Raw genomic sequence first — 17,007 nt, forward strand, 5'->3', positions numbered from 1 at the left:
TAAGCGTGACTAAGCGCCGCATTATCGCTCTATTGTGTAGATAATATCCCCTCCGTTATGCTGTGTGGCCGATTGGGTTTCTACGCTCCAGGCATCATTCAGCTTATAGCGCATAAAGAAGGTATGGGTGGGCTCCAACAGGCCGACGCCATATTTAACATACAGGCGGGGTGAGAGGTATTTACCGATATACAGAGATGTATCGGTGGCAGTGTCTCCCCCGGCAACCCCTAGTTCGTCAATATTGAAGGTCTCGGAAATCTGCTCGGCAACTGTGTTGCCTCCCTTGAGTGTCAGTGCGGAAGCTGCTTTGAATAGCAGCTCCTGCTCGGTCATTGAGCTGCCGCCCTCGCCGGGAGCATGCCCGAACATCAGATAGGACAGCTGGCTGCTTTCTGGCATTGAGGGATCAGAGAACAGGCTGAGTCGTGGTTCATTCAGCGTTCCGGAGACTTTCGCTCCTGCGGTTACCTCACCAATGACCCGCGACACTCGCATATCAAGCCCTGGGTTGTCCATCGGACCGCCGCTGTATACCAGGCTGCCCCGGTCGATGTTCAGATCCTGTCCATACAGCCGATACTGGCCTGACGCGACCTGCATGATGCCGGTTGCCCGCGTCACCTGACGGCCATCATCTTCAATCAGGACGCTGCCCAATAACCGTCCTTCAAATCCTAGTGCATCAAGATAGACTTTATCCCCCAGGGTGATCCTGACCTGTGCATCCAGTACACGTTTTATAGCCGCTTCGATTTGTGTGTCACTGGACGGATCGATAATCACCACATCATCAGATATAGGCGCAGTCGCCTGGATATCCGGTGGTTGTATTTTAGCTTCCGGTATTGTGATCTCGCCCCGTAACCTGAGCTTTTGCGGCTCGATATTCAGTTTGATTGAAGGGGAGACCCAGGCCTGAATCTCTTCCGTGGCGATCGCTTGAAAACGCTCACCTTGAAGTGAGACTTCACCGCTATCCGTGACCGGGTTGTATTGACCGCTCAGCGCTACAGGCCCATTGCCAGAGTGCATCTCCCCCTTGAGTTGAAGTGCGTTATTTCCCGGGGTGCCGATGACGGACAGGTTGATCCCCTCAAGCCTGATACCCAGTGCGGGCAGGTCGGCAGTTGCATTACTCAGTGTCAGGTGGCCCTCAACGACAGGTTTATCTATAGTGCCAGCGATCGATATCTTTGAACTGATGCTGCCGGTGATCGCCTGAAGCTGGGGTGTGAACAGCGAAATAAACTTGAGATCATCCAGCGCCAGGTTCAGGTCGCCATCGAGGTTCTGCCCAGCGTTGAGGTCTTTAATGCTGATGTTGGCTTCTAGCTGTCCTGTGGGCTGTTGCAATGGGACAACGATATCAGCCTTTAGCTGGTTGTTTCGCCCATTAATATTGATGGTTATTTCATCAGCGATGATATGCAGATCATCCTCTTCAAGCAGTAATTCGCTCTCTTTTAGCACCACAACCCCTTTTATTCTTGGTGGGTTATTGGGCGACTGGGAAAATGTCGCATGGGTCTGCAGATAACCTTTCAACTCACTTTGATTGGGAACCCAGGGGGCCAGATGGGTTAATGAGAGTCGTTGAGTGTCCAGTTGCCCCTGAATACCCTCAACAGTTGACCAGTTAGCGCTGAGGCATAGCGAACTGTTCTCTTTAGCGGTGGATTCGAGGCAGAGGGTATTTAGTTGTGCATCGGTTTCACTCAGCTGCACCGGTACCGGCTGCTGTAATTGCCAGTTACCCAGCTCCTGTTGAATCAGATTCAGCTTATTCAGCGTGCCATTCCACTGAGCGTCTTTCCAGCGTCCACTAAGGTTGAGCTGCAAATCTGCCGGTCCCTCTTCGGTGTTGAGTGTCAGGGTGTGCTGATCGGTGGTTCCCTGTCCATCGATGCTGAGTTGTTTCCAGCGGTTACCCGCGATATTAAGCTGCGAGGCTGACAGTTGAATATGTGAGAGGGCGGAAGTGCTCAGGTTGATATCCAGATCAGCGGTAAATGAGGCGGCTTGATCTGTATTAAATGCCAGATTCTGGCCGTCCAGTTTGGCAACCAGGTGCGGAGCATCTTGTGTGCCTGTCAGCGAGCCTGATCCAGTCAGGTTGCCTTGCAGGCTGGGTAACAGCTGGTTCAGATTCGGGGAGTTGACTACCCAAACCAGATCCAGCTTTTCATCAATGGCGCCACTCGCTGTTATCTCGGTGGTGGCGATGTTCAGCTGCAAATGGGGAATCCCCAGTTTATCGCCATTAACCCTGAAAGTGCCGTTACCCGTCAGCGCTTCGCTGCGAAGCTCACCACTCAGTGAGTTGAGTATTAGTTCCAGCTGCAGTGGTTTGTCTGCTGGTTGCGCTCCGTTTACCGCTGCCTGAAAATTGAGTTTTCCTGGCCATTCAGCCCAGTGACTCCCCGGATTAAGTTGCTTACCAGAGGCGTTAAATCTCCAGCTTAACGCTGGCTGCCAGGCCAACTCCCCACTGACCTGCACGACTCCCTCTAGGGTCTTTCCACTCAGCATTATCTGACTTAACGCATGCTCGTTGCCGCTGCCGGTGAGTGTCCATTGGCCAGTCGGGATGTCTGTGCCAGCAACGGAACTGTTGAGGCTGAACTGATAGCGCTGCAGGTCGCCGCTGATCTGCAGTTTACCTGTGGGGCTGACATACGCAGCTTTGCCGGTCATAGGGTAGTACAGATCATTCCACTGGCCGTTAATGTCAAAACTGATGGGGGCGCTGGCGATGTCGACTTCGCCCTGGAGTTTAAGTGTTAAGCCTTTGCGCTGCTGACTGTCTGGGTTATCAGCTGTACCGCTGTGTTGCTGTTTAACCTGCGTCAGGTCCAGTTGCTTGATGCGCAGAATATTATCTGCAAAGTGCAGCTGAAGCTTGAGTGATAGCTGCGTTTCGCCCATCTCAGGCAGACGTGTTTGCAATTGACTCGTGAGGCTGGCCTGGTCGCTATCACCCTGTGCTTCAATTGTACCGGTAAGGGTGCTGCCGGATAACTCAGGGGTGAACTGCCCAAGTTCGGTTTTAATCTCACTCAGGCTGAGTTGACCCTGTGGCGCTTCAAGCAGGTTCTCCAGTGTTGCAGAGAGCTGCGTGCTGAGCAGGCCGGAGAGTGTCTGTTGCACCGCCAGGCCATTTTTATCTCCTTTAAGTGTTCCGGTTATCGTGCCATGCCCCGTCAGCGTTTGCTGTTCCGCCAGGTTGAGTGTCCATTGGGTGTTCAGTTGCACCGGGAACTGCCCGCTGGGTTGAAGTTGCCCGCTAACATCGATACTGGCTTGTGGGGCGACCAGGTGCAGTTGATCGAGGATCAGTGTATCTGCATCCGTATGGAGGCGGAGTGAAAACTGTGAAATTTCAGTTGCTGGGGCAGGCTCACCTGCCGCAGTCGAATTTATCAGTTTTAACTGACTGATGTTCAGTGAGTCGATCTGTAACTGTATAGGCAGGGTAATATCGGCTAATACCGGTGTGGTGGCAGTGTCCTCAGGGGCTGTTTCTGCGCTGCTTATCTGAGTAATAACCGGCTCTTCTATGTTCAGTTGAACTATGTGTAGCTTGCCGGATAACAGGGCGGCCGGTTGCCAGTCGAGGGTGATACGACTAAACGAAGCGGTTAACTCCGGTTGGGTATAGGTGATCTGCTGAAGGTCCGGTTGATTCAGTATCGAGCCGTTGATTTGGCGGATTTGCAGTTGGCCAGGCAGCCACGTCTGACTGATCGAGATCAGTTGCTGAAGACCGCTGTTAGTGCCCACGAAGTAGAAAAACACAACGATAAGCAGTATGCAAAGGAGGGCGAGCAGCGATAACGCTACTTTAATGAAGCGGTTCATAATACGTCGGCGATGGCGTTTTTCAGGCTGCTTGTTAGATGATGGCTCTGAAGGCGGTGTATTGGCCGCTATAGGGGGATGGGTCACAGATCAGCCCCCAGATTAAAGTGCAGATGTACGCTGTTACTGTCACCATTATCCTGTGGTACGGCCAGGTCAAAGCGCACCGGTCCGACCGGAGAGAACCAGCGCAGGCCGATACCTATACCGGTATGCAGGCTGACATCCACATCATCAAAGGCGTTTCCGCTGTCGATAAATGCAGCTACCCCCCAGTTCTCTTTGAATCGGTATTCAATTTCTGCACTGCCGACCACTAAGTTCCGCCCACCAATGACATCATTACTGGCATTGCGTGGCCCAAGGCTTTGGTAATCATAGCCCCGTACACTGTTATCACCCCCGGCAAAAAATCGCAGGCTGGCTGGTAGCAGATCAAAATCATCGACCCAGGTTGTGCCTGCTTCAGCGCGCCCAAGCAGGCGAATATTATTGCTCAGGCTGTATATTCCTTTTGCGTTCAGCCGCAGCTGGACAAAATCTTCAGTCGACAGCAGTGTCTGGCTGCTACCCCGTAGTTGCGTGGACAGGCTATAACCGTTTTTAATCCGTAAACGGTCTCTGGTTGAGATTGTGCTGTAGGTTATCTGGGGGATAAGGAAATAAGAGGTATCGGTTACGCCACTGAAGGTTGATTCCTCCTGCTGATAATTTAGCGCAATAACCTGCTGCCAGCGTCCCCGTTGTTGCTGTTTGGATATACCAATGGAGTAACTTCGGGTTTCAACGCTGTCTGAATTTTCATCCATCAGATTGAATAGAATGGCATAGCGGTCCTCGCGCGGATTTTCTCCGGGAATCGAATACTCTGCTGACAGGTTGGTAATTATTTCTGAGGCCAGTAACTGGGTGTTGAACTGGTGACCCTGGTGATTCACCCAGCGTTTAGTCATACCTAATTTAGTTCGCGCACCGGTATCGGTACCGTAGCCTAAACCGGCATGGTATTTAGTGCGCTTATTGGTTTCCAGATCGACAAATACGGGTACCTCTGTGTCACTCATCTGGTTCCACAGGGGGCGCACCTCGACGCGCTGAAAATAGTCGCTATCGATCAGCGCTGACTGCAGATCGATCAGACTGCTGTTCTGTACCGGATCACCGGGTGAGAAAGAGGCATATGATTTAAGGTATTCATCATCAAAGGGGTTAGGGGCAAAGGAGATCTCACCGATATTAAAACGGGGGCCGCTGTCAAAGTGAAGCATCACTGTTGCGGAATACTCCTTCAGGTTTACTTCGACACGATGAAGGGTCAGTTTTGCCTGATAATAGCCCCGTTCAACGGCTAACGAGCTGAGCTGTTTTTTTAGCTGTTCATACTGGCTGTGTATCAGCGGTGAGCCAAGCTTCAGGGTCGTTTTGGCTAACAGTTGTTTAAACGCGATATCTTTATCTGCAGCTCCGCTGAGCTGGACATCAAATTTTGAAATCAATAACAGCTTTCCAGGGGTGATACTGTAGTGGGCATGCCAATCCTGCTCAGCTTTGTTCAGCTCTGCATTAATCTGCGGCTGATAAAATCCCAATGGTTGCAGTGCTGTTTTTATCTCGTCTTCAGCAAGATTGTGCAGATATCGCAACCGACTGGGGTTAATTACCTCCAGGTTTTTCAGTTGCTCAATGCTCAGAACACTGCGGATATTGATTTCCTGTTCTTCGTTGACCCCATCTATTGTTATGGTGAGGTTGCCTGCAAGAAGTTCAAGGGGGCTGCTGAGCAGTATAAGAAGTATCAGGCGTGTAAGAGTCATGGTTTGTTTTCTGGCGCTGGCAGGAAGCATAGGGTTCGATTATACCGGGTAACGTTGCTATTTATACTGCAATTCAGAAATCAGCATCCGCTGTCCCGTGTTTTCATATTGGTGATGTAACTCCTTTGCTTGTTCACTTCGATATCAGGTGGGGAATTTCTGGCTTTATTGCTTCTCTGAAGATGCTGATGTCAAAGGTGAGGTGGCTATTACACTATTTAGTTGACCCTCTGCTGCAGATAAAGTTTTATATAACAGTAGTAATAGGGGCCGGTGGTGAATTTTGCTTTTTTTTAACAACTTTCATCAGCCGGCTATCGGTTTGGCTGAGAATGGTGTATATCGTCATCGGCAACAGCGCTAACCAGCAATTCAGAGTGTGCCGGATGATTTTGAGTGCTTTGACCGGGATCTCGGGTCATACTCAATTCGCGGATTAGTGAGGGAGGCGTTATCTTGAGTAAAGAGAGTAAGCCGGTTATCGGTTGGCGTGAATGGGCATCATTACCCGATCTGGGAATTGAGCAGATTAAGGTTAAGGTGGACTCCGGTGCCCGCACCTCTGCGTTGCATACGTTTCGGGTGGAGCCTTTCCAAAAAGATGGTCAGGACTGGGTCAGTTTTGATGTACACCCAAATCAGTATGATCTTGAAAAGGTTGTCACTTGTGAAGCTCCTGTTAGCGATATACGTACGGTTACCGATTCAGGAGGCCATCAGAGTCAGCGTTATGTAATACAGACAGACATTGTAATTGGTGCTCAGCGCTACTCTATCGAGCTGACACTGACAAATCGAGATACCATGCGTTTTCGGATGTTACTGGGAAGAACGGCAATGAACGGCCGTTTTTTGATAGATCCTCAGGGAGCATACTTAACTTCACATGGCATACATCCGCCAGAGTAATAAGGTTTTTTAATGAAAATTGCTATTTTGTCCCGTAACTCATCCCTATATTCAACCCGTCGTCTGATTGAAGCCGCAGAGGCAGCAGGCCATGAGGTTAAAGTATTGGACGTATTGCGCTGCTATATGAACATCAACTCCGAGGAACAGAGTATTCACTTTAAGGGGGTTGATCTGGGTAAGTTTGATGCGGTGATTCCCCGTATAGGCGCATCGGTTACGTTTTATGGCACAGCGGTTCTGCGTCAGTTAGAGATGATGGATGTGTATCCTTTGAATGAGTCTGTCGCCATCAGTCGTTCGCGGGATAAGTTACGTTCGATGCAGCTATTATCGCGCAAGAAAGTTGGCTTGCCGATTACCGGATTTGCTAACAAGCCCAGTGACATTCCCGATCTGTTAGATATGGTCGGTGGTGCACCGGTTGTGCTTAAGCTGCTTGAGGGCACTCAGGGTATCGGTGTAGTGCTGGCAGAGACCCGTAAAGCGGCAGAGAGTGTGCTGGAAGCCTTTATGGGCATGAAAACCAACATCATGGTGCAGGAATTCATTAAAGAAGCCGGTGGTGCTGATATCCGCTGCCTGGTGATCGGCGATAAAGTTGTTGCGGCGATGAAGCGTCAGGGTAAAGAGGGGGAGTTCAGGTCCAATCTGCATCGTGGCGGATCGGCTTCACTGGTTAGAATTACTCCGCAAGAGCGCGCAACAGCAGTCCTGGCGGCTAAAACGATGGGGCTGAATGTAGCCGGTGTTGACCTGCTGCGCTCAGAACGGGGGCCTCTGGTGATGGAGGTGAATTCAAGCCCTGGTCTTGAAGGTGTGGAGCGGGCTACCGGTAAAGATGTGGCCGCGAGTATTATCAACTTTCTTGAGAAAAACGTTGCGGCTAAAAAGCATCCAACCCGTACCCGCACCCGTGGGAAAGGATAAACGATCGTGTCTTCGCTGAACCGTCCAATAGAGATTGCGGGTTGTATTGTAAAGCCAGGTGAGCGGAAAACTATCCACGTAGACCTGGCGAGATTGTATACCAACACCCATCTGGATCTTGATATTGAAGTTATCCATGGGCGCCGTTCCGGCCCCACGCTGATGGTGTGCGCTGCTATTCATGGGGATGAACTCAATGGGGTAGAGATCTGTCGTCAGTTATTAAAGTACAAATCTTTGCACCGCATCGCGGGAACCCTGATTATTGTTCCGGTGGTTAATATTTTTGGATTTATTCAGCAGAGCCGTTATCTTCCGGATCGACGTGACCTGAATCGCTGCTTTCCCGGCAGCGAGAAGGGGTCTCTGGCGAGCCGGATTGCTTATATATTCCGCACCCAGATTCTCAGCCACTGTACCCATGTACTTGATCTGCACACCGGGGCGATTCATCGCAGTAATATGCCGCAGATCAGAGCTAACCTGGACAATCCTATAGCCAAGGAGATGGCCAATGCGTTTGGGGCTCCGGTGATTATTGATTCAAAGCTCAGGGACGGATCTCTGCGTCAGTGCGCCGATGAGGCCGGTATATCACTGATTCTCTATGAAGCAGGTGAGGCGCTGCGGTTTGATGACCGGGCCATTCGTGGCGGGATTCGCGGAGTATTGAATGTGGTGCGTTATCTGAAAATGTTACCGCAACTGAAGAAAACCAAAAAAGCCCTGACGCCTGTCGTAGCGAATTCATCAGCCTGGATTCGCACCAACTCTGACGGGGTTTTTCGCTCGGTGGTGTCCGTAGGTCAGCGGGTCAGCAGGGGCCAGCAGATGGGGATTGTTGCTTCACCCTTTGGTACGCATGAAGAGGAGGTGATAGCGCCTAACTCAGGAATTATCATCGGACAGAATAATATCCCGGTGGTCAATGAGGGCGATGCCCTCTATCATCTGGCCCGTTTTGAGGCCAGCAGTCTCGCTGCTGAAAAACAGGTTGAACGGATTACAGAAGAGATTGAAGCCCAGCAGATGCCCGAGGATTCTGAGTTTGGGTACATATAATTCAATTGGTTAAGCTGGTTATGTAAAGTGAAATGTTGGTTTTAGTTGGTTTGAAACCTGCGTTTTCTTTAACGTTCTGCCATCAGTTTTTTATTTCCGGCTTAGTATTTAATGGCGTTTTTAACCAGCGCATTGCTGAGTTTACGAATGTTTCGCGCCATATCCCGAGCCAGATTCAGGGTGATAACCCCGAAATCGAATGGGTAGTTTTCATGTATACGGGCGAACAGATCTGAAGTGATTTCGAGCACCCGAGTGTCGCAGTTTGCAATGGCGTAGCCTGCGTGATCGTGAAGCGCAATCATGGCAACAAAACCTACTTCTTCACCAAAACTAATATCACGGGTGTTGTAGAGTTGGCCGTGGTGGAGCTTAACAAAGCTAAGACTCCCCTCCAGCACGACGAAGAAGGCATCGCCTTTATCGCCGCTGTCAAACACCTTTTCACCTTCAGCAAGCTCAAGTATGCGGCCCTCTTCGAGAACAAAGTTGATACAATCATCTGAGAGTGCTCCGAAAAGAGAACCCTGGCGGATTGTTTCCTGAGGCAGGCGATTATGAATGGCCTCTGCAGTTATCGTTTTCATCGCTGACTGAATTATTGACCCTTTAAGGTTAGCCTAGTACAGATCTGCTGCATTAGGTGAATATATTGTTAGAGGAACTGCTCAATATTAAGCGGCTTGCTGTCGCCCAGCCACATAATATATTTAGTATGGTCATCAAGATCGTTGCCGGTAACGGGGTGGATAAACAGGGTAAGACCGTTACGGTTTAGCATTAACCAGGGCAGCACCTCGCCAATTTGTTCGGCGCTGAATGAAAGCTGACAGCTCCACTCCGGGTGGGGGCCGACCAGTTTCTGGTGAACTCTGCCCATCGCGACGCCCAGTATATAGCGGGCTTGTTCACAAAACTCTTCAGCTTGATGGAGGCTGTTAGAATCAAAATAGACATGTGCATGATAGGCTGAAATTTGTGAAGACGGCTGGGTCATAATCATTCCTGTATGTGTCGGCAGCGTTAGATCATAGATTAAAGCAATTTTCTGAAGCAATTGTTATCGTAAAACTGAATACCACTGAAACAAAAGAGATAGGCTATAAATCTCTATATCTGCGATCCTGTATGACCAATTAAGTGTAAAATCAGCGCCTTAGATAACCGGGCAACAGCGTTAACAGGAATATACGATGAACAAGACCCATGTGCAGGCATCACTAACACTGGATGCGGCTCTGGTGATTGCGAAGGCCGCAATCAGTAAAGGAAATGAGCTTGGCTTTAAAATGATTGCAGTGGTGGTTGATACGGCGGGCAACCGTCTGGTTTCCCTACGAGAACCGGGTGCACCCATGCCCGCGATGGATTTTGCAGAGAAAAAAGCCTATACCGCTGCCAACTTCAAATCACCGACTGAGAAATGGACGGAGATACTGGAAGGGCGTCCCATCGTGGCTAATGGTTTGGCGCAACATGAAAAGGTCGCACTGTTTGGTGGTGGCTTACCGATTTTTATGGAGGGCAGTGTGGTCGGGGCCATCGGCGTATCGGGGGGGAAAGTGCCTGATGATATACAGTGCGCTGAAGCGGGTGTTGCAGCGTTTAATGCGCTGATCTGATCTGACCTGGAGTGCAGAGTGTTTAGCTGGATAGCTCGTTTTAGAAAAGCTGACATCAAAAAGCTAATTATTATAGGCATCGGTTACTCAAGTCATAACCTGTCCAAAGCGCTATTGGCAACGGGAGGTTATCAGATAATTGCCTATATCGATGAAGAGCCCTGGAATCACCTGAACCAGATGAACGGCGCAAAACTTTACTATCCCAGTGAGCTGTTAGCGTTGGCAGAAAAGCATCGTGTCGATGGCGTGTTGAAATTTGAGGGCGAGGGGTGGCAGCCAGACAATCAGTCTCTGGTCGCACTTAAAAAATTATCGGCGGTATATATTGATCTGGACGGGAGTCTGAAGACGGACGAACAGGTCAGAATGGTTAATCAGTGCTTATTGTTTTAATAGAGGAAAGCGACTGGCTCGCTCAGCGGTGAGCCAGTGGACTACGGATGAATTCAGGCAGTTCTGCTGATAGCAGGTTGGTTAGTTTTTTAGCGATATTAGAGAAGAACTCTTGCAGATATTCTGCGCGCATGCGATCAGCTTCTGCAATAACTTCATTAAGGTCATAGTCAGTGGATTCCTGTCCGTATAAGTGTTTGCTCATGATTGTCTTCCTTTGAATATTTAAGATAGAAACTATTCTAGACTTTGGTCTAAGACTAAACAAACGAGTAATTCTTGAATAAAAGATTAGAAAAACTCATCTTTTCTGTTGCGATGAGGTTGGTAAAATAACGGCTAGGCTGCAACAGGATGATAGCTTATCGAATTTTTCTATAGCGATAGCAACATATGGATTCGTTTTTGACTAACCGGTTTTCTATCATTGCCCCTCAGTTCTGACGATTTTATTCATCGCTTCTTACCCTACTTACAGGCCGCTTTCAGTGTTCGGAATATTGCGTAAGTTTTTTCTGCCAGTCGTTTGTCCCTCGGCAATTGTTTCAACCATTCACCAGGCATTACTGGTGGTGCTGCCGTTGTATGTGTTGACGATTGGCGGATCGCTGGCTGAATCCGCAATGATTATCGGGCTTAAGGGGATCGGTATGATGGTTGCAGATCTGCCTGCGGGGCTTCTTTTGGCCCGTTTTGGCGATAAGCGGGTGATGCTCGGGGCAGCAGTAACCTCATCGCTGGCGCTTGGGCTGATGGCGTTGTTTCCGATGCTCTCGGTATTAACCGCTTCGGCACTGTTACTGGGTTTTGCCCATGGCAGTTGGCTGGTAGGGCGTATTGCTTATGTTACGGATACTGCGGCTCCGGGAGAGCGCGGCAGGGTTATGTCTTTGTCTGCGGGTACCATTCGGCTGGGTAATGTAATCGGGCCGTTACTGGCAGGACTTCTTATTGCCGCGCAGGGATATCAGTTTACCTTGGGTGCATTTGCTGTCAGTTCTCTACTGGTCGTTTTGTTTGTCTCCTTATGGGTTTCCTATATCAAACCTCATGGGCAGGATAATCACAGTGTTCTGGCCTTGCGCGATGCGCTGGTAGACAACCATAAGGTTTTTCTGACCGCGGGCGTCGCATCGTTGGCACTGATGCTGGTGCGTGCATCCAGAGCGTTGCTGCTGCCTCTGACAGGCGCTGCACTGATGCTGGATGAAACCAGTATCGGTATCGCTATCTCTATTGGTGCGATGATAGACACGCTGCTGTTTTATCCTGCTGGCAGTATGATGGATCGTATTGGGCGTAAACCGATCTTTATCGCCAGTCTTGTGCTGCTGGGCCTGAGTATCAGTCTGTTGCCTCTTGCCGAGGGGTTATGGAGTCTGGTGTTAATTGCCTCATTGATGGGGGTGGGCAATGGTGTTTCAGCGGGGGTAATTATGACCGTAGGATCTGATCTTGCGCCGAAAATGAACCGGGGGGGATTCATCGGTATCTGGCGTTTGCTCTCGGATGTCGGTTCTACATCCGGGCCACTGATCATTGGCCTGATCGTTAAACTTTCAGGCCTTGCGATGGCAACTTACAGTATTGGATTTCTGGGACTGTTGGGAGGGGCTTTCGTGGTAAAAGCGGTTACAGAAACGCATCGAAGGCCCGCTGAAACTAAACCTGATCGCTGATTCCTCGACCAGGCTTACAGCTGCTCTTTTTTGGCCACTTTGTGACGGTCTTCTGTCATACCGTGTTGCCAGTAGCTGCTGATATACATCTTGCCTTTCTCTATCGGTGGCTGGGTTTTGATGTGACTGCGAGCTTTAAGCACCTCTTCGAGTTCTGCGGCTATCCAGACTGAGGGCTGCCCCGCGAGCCAGGGTAGTTGGAGTATCGCATCACTAAATTTTTTCAGATCACCTGGTTCAGGGTTGATTATCCAGATCACTTCAAGGGCCGCCGGGATGGTGATGGCATCCAGAGCAGCTTTATCCTCCTCTGAAATAATCTCCAGAACGAGATAACCCCGTGCATCTTCCGGCAACTGCTTCAGGTTATTCCGGATCGCGGGCATCGCTGTCATATCACCAGCGATCAGAAACCAGTCTGCGGGCAGTGATATCGGTTTGCCAGGGCCAGGGCCACCAATTTGGATCGTATCACCAGGCCTGGCCGAATCGGCCCACACAGAAGCAGGGCCGCCGTCAGTATGGATAACAAAGTCCAGTTCCATTGTGCACTGCTCATAATCGATCTGACTGATGGTATAGGTACGCAGGCAGGGTTTCTGCTCATCTTCCTGTGGAAATACCAGCTTAATGTAGTTCCCTGCAGCGTTTTCCGGATATTGGGCAATGCCTTCGCCATATACAGTTATGCGGCGCATATTAGGGCTGATGAGTAGGTTTGATTTGACGGAAAACTGCAGAGGCGTTGGTTTGGCCATTGATACTCCGGAAGTGGGCGTTAATTACGCTTAAAAAGATACCATTTTAAGCCCTTGACTTAAATAGTTGACTCTAATGGTTGGTTATTGGTTCTGTTGAATCGCAAGTGGGTAAACACTGGCTAAATAACGTTGCACAAAAGTGTTGTACTGTCATGCAGGTAAATAAAAAGGCCTCGCAAGAGGCCTTTGACATTGATGCTTAAACAGCACCAACGTGGGACGTGGGGGAAGTTATAAGATTATTTTTCCCAGTAGAGTCGCATTGGGTTATCAATCAGCAGCGCCTGTTGCAGCTCAGCAGTCGGTGCAATCATCGGGATAACATCAACCAGTTTGCCGTCATCAGGCACATGAGACTTCATGTTGGGATGTGGCCAGTCGGTACCCCACAGCACCCGGTCCGGGAACTTCTCAACCAGGGTGCGGGCGAATGGTACTACATCGCTGTAATCCGGCGCTTGCAGTGTCAGACGCTCAGGGCAGCTGACTTTGGTCCAGACATTGGTGTTTTCAGCCATGAGATTGATAAAGCGCTGAAAATCTTCGTGATCAACACCGTTGGCAACATCGGGGCGGCCCATATGGTCAACAACGATGGTGGTATCAAGCTGCTTGAGGAACGGGATCAGGTCTTCCAGGTCCGGCGCTTCAAAGTAAACCACGATATGCCAGTCCAGCTGTTTGATCTTCTCAGCAACACTGAGAAACACCTCTTTTGGCGTAGTATCAACCAGTCGCTTGACGAAGTTAAAGCGTACGGCGCGCACACCGGCTTCATGCATCACTTGCAGCTCTTCCATGCTGATAGCCGGGTCGACAACAGCGACGCCACGTGCCAGCTCACCGGCTGTATTCAGCGCATCGATCAGGGCAGCGTTATCGGTGCCATGGCAAGAGGCCTGAACGATGACATTGCGTTCAAAGCCGAGATAGTCGCGCAGGGCAAAGAGCTGCTCTTTAGATGCGTCGCAGGGGGTGTATTTACGCTTTGGATGGTAGGGAAACTTATCCGCCGGGCCAAATACGTGGCAGTGTGCGTCTACAGCACCAGCCGGTACTCTGAATTCCGGTTTACTTGGGCTGTCATGGAATGGAAGGTAATCAGCGTCCATTTTTTATTCCTATTCTTTCGTTGGCAAAGGCGCGGTTGGCCAGGCTTTAGCTGGCAAACACTTCGCCATCAAACAGTTTGCGGGCGGTACGCAGGATAGCAGCGCTTATCGCTTCGCCCTGATCATTCATCTGCAGAATCACCGTCATCTCACCGATCGGGTGTTCTACCGGCATTGTCTTCGTGGCACCCGCAGGGATATCCGCCAGTGCGTGCGCAGGAGAGTCCGGCAGAATGCAGGCGGTGGCAACACTGACAGCGCCTAATACTCCAATCGATGCGTGGCAGCGGTGGGGGATAAAGGTGCGGGTGGAGATTGAACCGCCCTGAGTCGCCCGGCTGACCATGCTCATTTTAGGTACCGATTTGTGGGTGACATCACCCAGATTCATCATCGGGCCAGCCTGCAGGCGGATCGATTCTAAACGTGATTTCAGCGCTTCGTTCTGTTCCAGCTGTTCCCGGGTTTCCGTGCCGGTAATACCCAGGTCTTCCGCTTTAATAACCACGACAGGCATACCGTTATCGATACAGGTAACCGCTACGCCATCAATGATGTCGACCTGGTTGCCGGTTGGCAGCAGGGCGCCGCAACTTGAACCGGCAGTGTCCTGAAAGGTAACCGGAATGGCGCTGGCGGTGCCAGGAACGCCGTCGATACGGGCATCGCCCAGATAGCTGACTTTACCGTTCGGGGTCGGCACCTGTTCGATGGCGATCTGACCGGTGTTCTCCATGTAGATAGCAACAGAGGTTTCATCTGCGTCTACAGCGACCAGTCCGCGTTCTATTGCAAACGGGCCGATACCGGCGAGAATGTTGCCGCAATTCTGCGCATCAGTCACGGTCGCCTGATCGACGAACACCTGAAGGAACAGGTAATCAACATCGACACCAGGACGTTCCGATTTTTTAACCACGGCCACTTTCGACGTCAGTGGATCGGCACCACCGATACCGTTGATCTGACGAGGGTCCGGCGAGCCCATAATGGCGAGCAGAAAAGCATCCCGCTCCGCAGTATCCGTCGGCAGATCTTCAGCGAGGAAGTAGGCACCCTTGGAGGTGCCGCCACGCATCCACATACAGCGGGCTGAATCAGACATATTTGAGGCCTTTTTCTTCCAGGCGAGGGCGCATGTTGTAGATATCCAGCCCCAGCTCACCATTGGCCATACGCACGCGTTTATCCTCTTCACGTGCTTCACGGGCGAGTGCTTCTGCCAACACCTCTTCCGCTTCTTCGCGGCGAACGACGACCACGCCATCATCATCAGCGATGATGATATCACCCGGGTTAATGATCTCATCGGCACAGGCCATCGGGATATTGACTGAACCCAGGGTCTCTTTAATGGTGCCCTGGGCAAAGACATGTTTAGCCCAGACAGGGAAGTTCATCTTACGCAGATCACGGGTATCGCGAACACCGGCGTCAATGATCAAACCAACGACTCCACGAGCCTGTGCAGAGGTCGCCAGCAGATCACCAAAAAAACCAAAGTTAGACGGGGAGGTAGGTGCAAACACCATGATATCTCCCTCCTGGCATTGCTCAATTGCCACGTGCATCATCCAGTTGTCGCCCGCTGCGCCAGAGATGGTGATCGCGGAACCGGCAATGGTGACATCCATCTGAATCGGGCGCAGGTGATCGGCTAACAGACCACGGCGGCCCTGAGCTTCATGTACTGTCGCCACACCGCACTTACCCAGCGCTGCAATGACTGCCGGATCAGCTCGCTCAATATTTTGTACAACAACATTCTCTTGCATAACTGCTCTCCTAAAGTGTCAGTTCTGAATATGGCAAGCTGAGCTTATTCTGCAATTTTCAAACGGCTGAATACCCGACGGGCATTGCCTTCAAAAATCATCGTTTTCTGCTCTGCGGACAGCTTACTGTTGTTGTCGATATAGCGCTTGGTGTCATCGAAGTAATGACCGGTTTCAGGGTCGATACCGCGCACCGCGCCAATCATCTCAGAAGCAAACAGGATGTTTTCAGTTGGAATAATATCCAGCAGCAGGTCGATACCTTTCTGATGGTATACACAGGTATCGAAATAGATGTTTTTCAATGCCGAGATCTCCAGTGGCTCATAGCCCTGGTCCTGCATCAGGCCACGGAAACGACCCCAGTGATAAGGCACCGCGCCGCCGCCGTGAGGGATGATGATCTTCAGTTCCGGGAAGTCTTTGAAAACATCAGACATCACCAGTTGCTGGAAGCCTGTAGTATCGGCGCCAAGGTAGTGTGATCCGGTGGTGTGGAAACAGTCGTTACACGAAGCACTGACGTGAATCATCGCCGGTACGTCCAGTTCGCACATCTTTTCATACAGCGGATAGAAAGAGCGGTCAGAGAGTGACGCATCCTGCCAGTGACCGCCAGATGGGTCCGGGTTCAGGTTGCAGCCGATAAAGCCCATCTCTTCGACGGTACGCACCAGTTCAGCCACTGATTTAGCCGGATCAACGCCGGGAGACTGAGGCAGCTGAGCGACCGGTGCGAAGTTTTTAGGATACAGATCACAAACCCGTTTGATCAGGTCGTTCTGGTGCTCGGTCCAGTACTGGCTGGTGTACTCATTACCGATATGGTGTCCCATCCAGCTTGCACGGGGAGAGAAGATGGTCAGATCTGTGCCACGTTCCTGTTGCAGGCGCAACTGGTTGTTCTCGATACTTTCGATAATCTCGTCATCGCTGACAACAACCTTGCCTTTTTCACCCTTGAAAGTAGGGTCCTTGGCTACAGCGGCTTTTTGCTGGTCGCGATATTCACCAACACCGGGAGGTGTGGTGGTGTAGTGTCCATGACAGTCGATAATCATCTGCGCTTCTCTCATACCTTGTTGT

At 50.7% G+C, this 17,007-nt stretch carries 16 protein-coding genes; 6 read left to right on the forward strand and 10 right to left on the reverse strand.

What is annotated here, in order from left to right; all coding sequences use genetic code 11:
- Positions 1-21: 21 nt before the first annotated feature.
- On the reverse strand, positions 22-3,948 hold the full coding sequence (locus tag Q0499_RS05185) for a translocation/assembly module TamB domain-containing protein (protein WP_299196962.1): 3,927 nt from the start codon (positions 3,946-3,948) through the stop codon (positions 22-24).
- Positions 3,945-5,675 (reverse strand): autotransporter assembly complex family protein, encoded by a 1,731-nt coding sequence (locus Q0499_RS05190; protein ID WP_299196963.1) that lies wholly within the window; start codon positions 5,673-5,675, stop codon positions 3,945-3,947. Before Q0499_RS05190 ends, Q0499_RS05185 begins: the two co-directional genes overlap by 4 nt.
- A 456-nt stretch (positions 5,676-6,131) precedes the next feature.
- On the opposite strand from Q0499_RS05190, the gene Q0499_RS05195 reads away from it, so the two are divergent.
- From Q0499_RS05195 to Q0499_RS05205, 3 genes are read left to right on the forward strand one after another with little or no spacing between them, the layout of a single operon-like run.
- On the forward strand, positions 6,132-6,584 hold the full coding sequence (locus Q0499_RS05195; protein ID WP_299196964.1) for an ATP-dependent zinc protease: 453 nt from the start codon (positions 6,132-6,134) through the stop codon (positions 6,582-6,584).
- 12 nt (positions 6,585-6,596) lie between these two features.
- On the forward strand, positions 6,597-7,514 hold the full coding sequence (gene rimK / locus Q0499_RS05200) for a 30S ribosomal protein S6--L-glutamate ligase (RefSeq protein ID WP_299196965.1): 918 nt from the start codon (positions 6,597-6,599) through the stop codon (positions 7,512-7,514).
- A gap of 6 nt (positions 7,515-7,520) precedes the next feature.
- Positions 7,521-8,576, forward strand: coding sequence for a succinylglutamate desuccinylase/aspartoacylase family protein (locus Q0499_RS05205; protein ID WP_299196966.1), 1,056 nt, complete (start codon positions 7,521-7,523; stop codon positions 8,574-8,576).
- 101 nt (positions 8,577-8,677) lie between these two features.
- Here the strand turns inward: Q0499_RS05205 and Q0499_RS05210 are convergent, their stop codons facing one another.
- Together Q0499_RS05210 and Q0499_RS05215 are read right to left on the reverse strand one after the other, a co-directional pair.
- Entirely contained in the window at positions 8,678-9,163 is a 486-nt protein-coding gene (locus tag Q0499_RS05210) for a cyclic nucleotide-binding domain-containing protein (RefSeq protein ID WP_299196968.1), read from the reverse strand.
- 68 nt (positions 9,164-9,231) lie between these two features.
- Positions 9,232-9,573 carry a DOPA 4,5-dioxygenase family protein gene (locus Q0499_RS05215; RefSeq protein WP_299196969.1) on the reverse strand — a complete coding sequence of 114 codons (342 nt, stop codon included), beginning with the start codon at positions 9,571-9,573 and terminating at the stop codon, positions 9,232-9,234.
- A gap of 196 nt (positions 9,574-9,769) precedes the next feature.
- Between Q0499_RS05215 and Q0499_RS05220 the strand changes: the two genes are divergently transcribed.
- The gene (locus tag Q0499_RS05220; protein ID WP_299196970.1) at positions 9,770-10,198 is read left to right on the forward strand and encodes a heme-binding protein; all 429 of its coding nucleotides are present in this window, start codon (positions 9,770-9,772) and stop codon (positions 10,196-10,198) included.
- Between the two features lie 18 nt (positions 10,199-10,216).
- Positions 10,217-10,594 carry a hypothetical protein gene (locus Q0499_RS05225; protein WP_299196971.1) on the forward strand — a complete coding sequence of 126 codons (378 nt, stop codon included), beginning with the start codon at positions 10,217-10,219 and terminating at the stop codon, positions 10,592-10,594.
- A 22-nt stretch (positions 10,595-10,616) separates the two neighbouring features.
- Here the strand turns inward: Q0499_RS05225 and Q0499_RS05230 are convergent, their stop codons facing one another.
- Positions 10,617-10,799 carry an RSP_7527 family protein gene (locus tag Q0499_RS05230; RefSeq protein ID WP_299196972.1) on the reverse strand — a complete coding sequence of 61 codons (183 nt, stop codon included), beginning with the start codon at positions 10,797-10,799 and terminating at the stop codon, positions 10,617-10,619.
- Between the two features lie 283 nt (positions 10,800-11,082).
- Between Q0499_RS05230 and Q0499_RS05235 the strand changes: the two genes are divergently transcribed.
- Positions 11,083-12,273: an MFS transporter gene (locus Q0499_RS05235; RefSeq protein WP_299196973.1), complete on the forward strand. Its 1,191-nt coding sequence runs from the start codon at positions 11,083-11,085 to the stop codon at positions 12,271-12,273.
- Between the two features lie 14 nt (positions 12,274-12,287).
- Here the strand turns inward: Q0499_RS05235 and Q0499_RS05240 are convergent, their stop codons facing one another.
- From Q0499_RS05240 to Q0499_RS05260, 5 genes are all read right to left on the reverse strand, one after another.
- A complete protein-coding gene (locus tag Q0499_RS05240) occupies positions 12,288-13,031 on the reverse strand; it encodes a siderophore-interacting protein (protein ID WP_299196974.1) in 744 nt (247 codons plus the stop codon).
- Between the two features lie 242 nt (positions 13,032-13,273).
- Positions 13,274-14,146 carry an amidohydrolase family protein gene (locus Q0499_RS05245; RefSeq protein WP_299196975.1) on the reverse strand — a complete coding sequence of 291 codons (873 nt, stop codon included), beginning with the start codon at positions 14,144-14,146 and terminating at the stop codon, positions 13,274-13,276.
- A 46-nt stretch (positions 14,147-14,192) separates the two neighbouring features.
- Positions 14,193-15,251, reverse strand: coding sequence for a 4-oxalomesaconate tautomerase (locus Q0499_RS05250; RefSeq protein WP_299196977.1), 1,059 nt, complete (start codon positions 15,249-15,251; stop codon positions 14,193-14,195).
- The gene (locus tag Q0499_RS05255; protein ID WP_299196978.1) at positions 15,244-15,921 is read right to left on the reverse strand and encodes a 4-carboxy-4-hydroxy-2-oxoadipate aldolase/oxaloacetate decarboxylase; all 678 of its coding nucleotides are present in this window, start codon (positions 15,919-15,921) and stop codon (positions 15,244-15,246) included. The genes Q0499_RS05250 and Q0499_RS05255 overlap by 8 nt, the downstream gene beginning before the upstream one ends.
- Positions 15,922-15,965: 44 nt before the next feature.
- Positions 15,966-16,982 carry an amidohydrolase family protein gene (locus Q0499_RS05260; RefSeq protein WP_363317775.1) on the reverse strand — a complete coding sequence of 339 codons (1,017 nt, stop codon included), beginning with the start codon at positions 16,980-16,982 and terminating at the stop codon, positions 15,966-15,968.
- Between the last annotated feature and the right edge of the window lie 25 nt (positions 16,983-17,007).

The organism is uncultured Amphritea sp. (assembly GCF_937127095.1).
Classification (GTDB): domain Bacteria; phylum Pseudomonadota; class Gammaproteobacteria; order Pseudomonadales; family Balneatricaceae; genus Amphritea.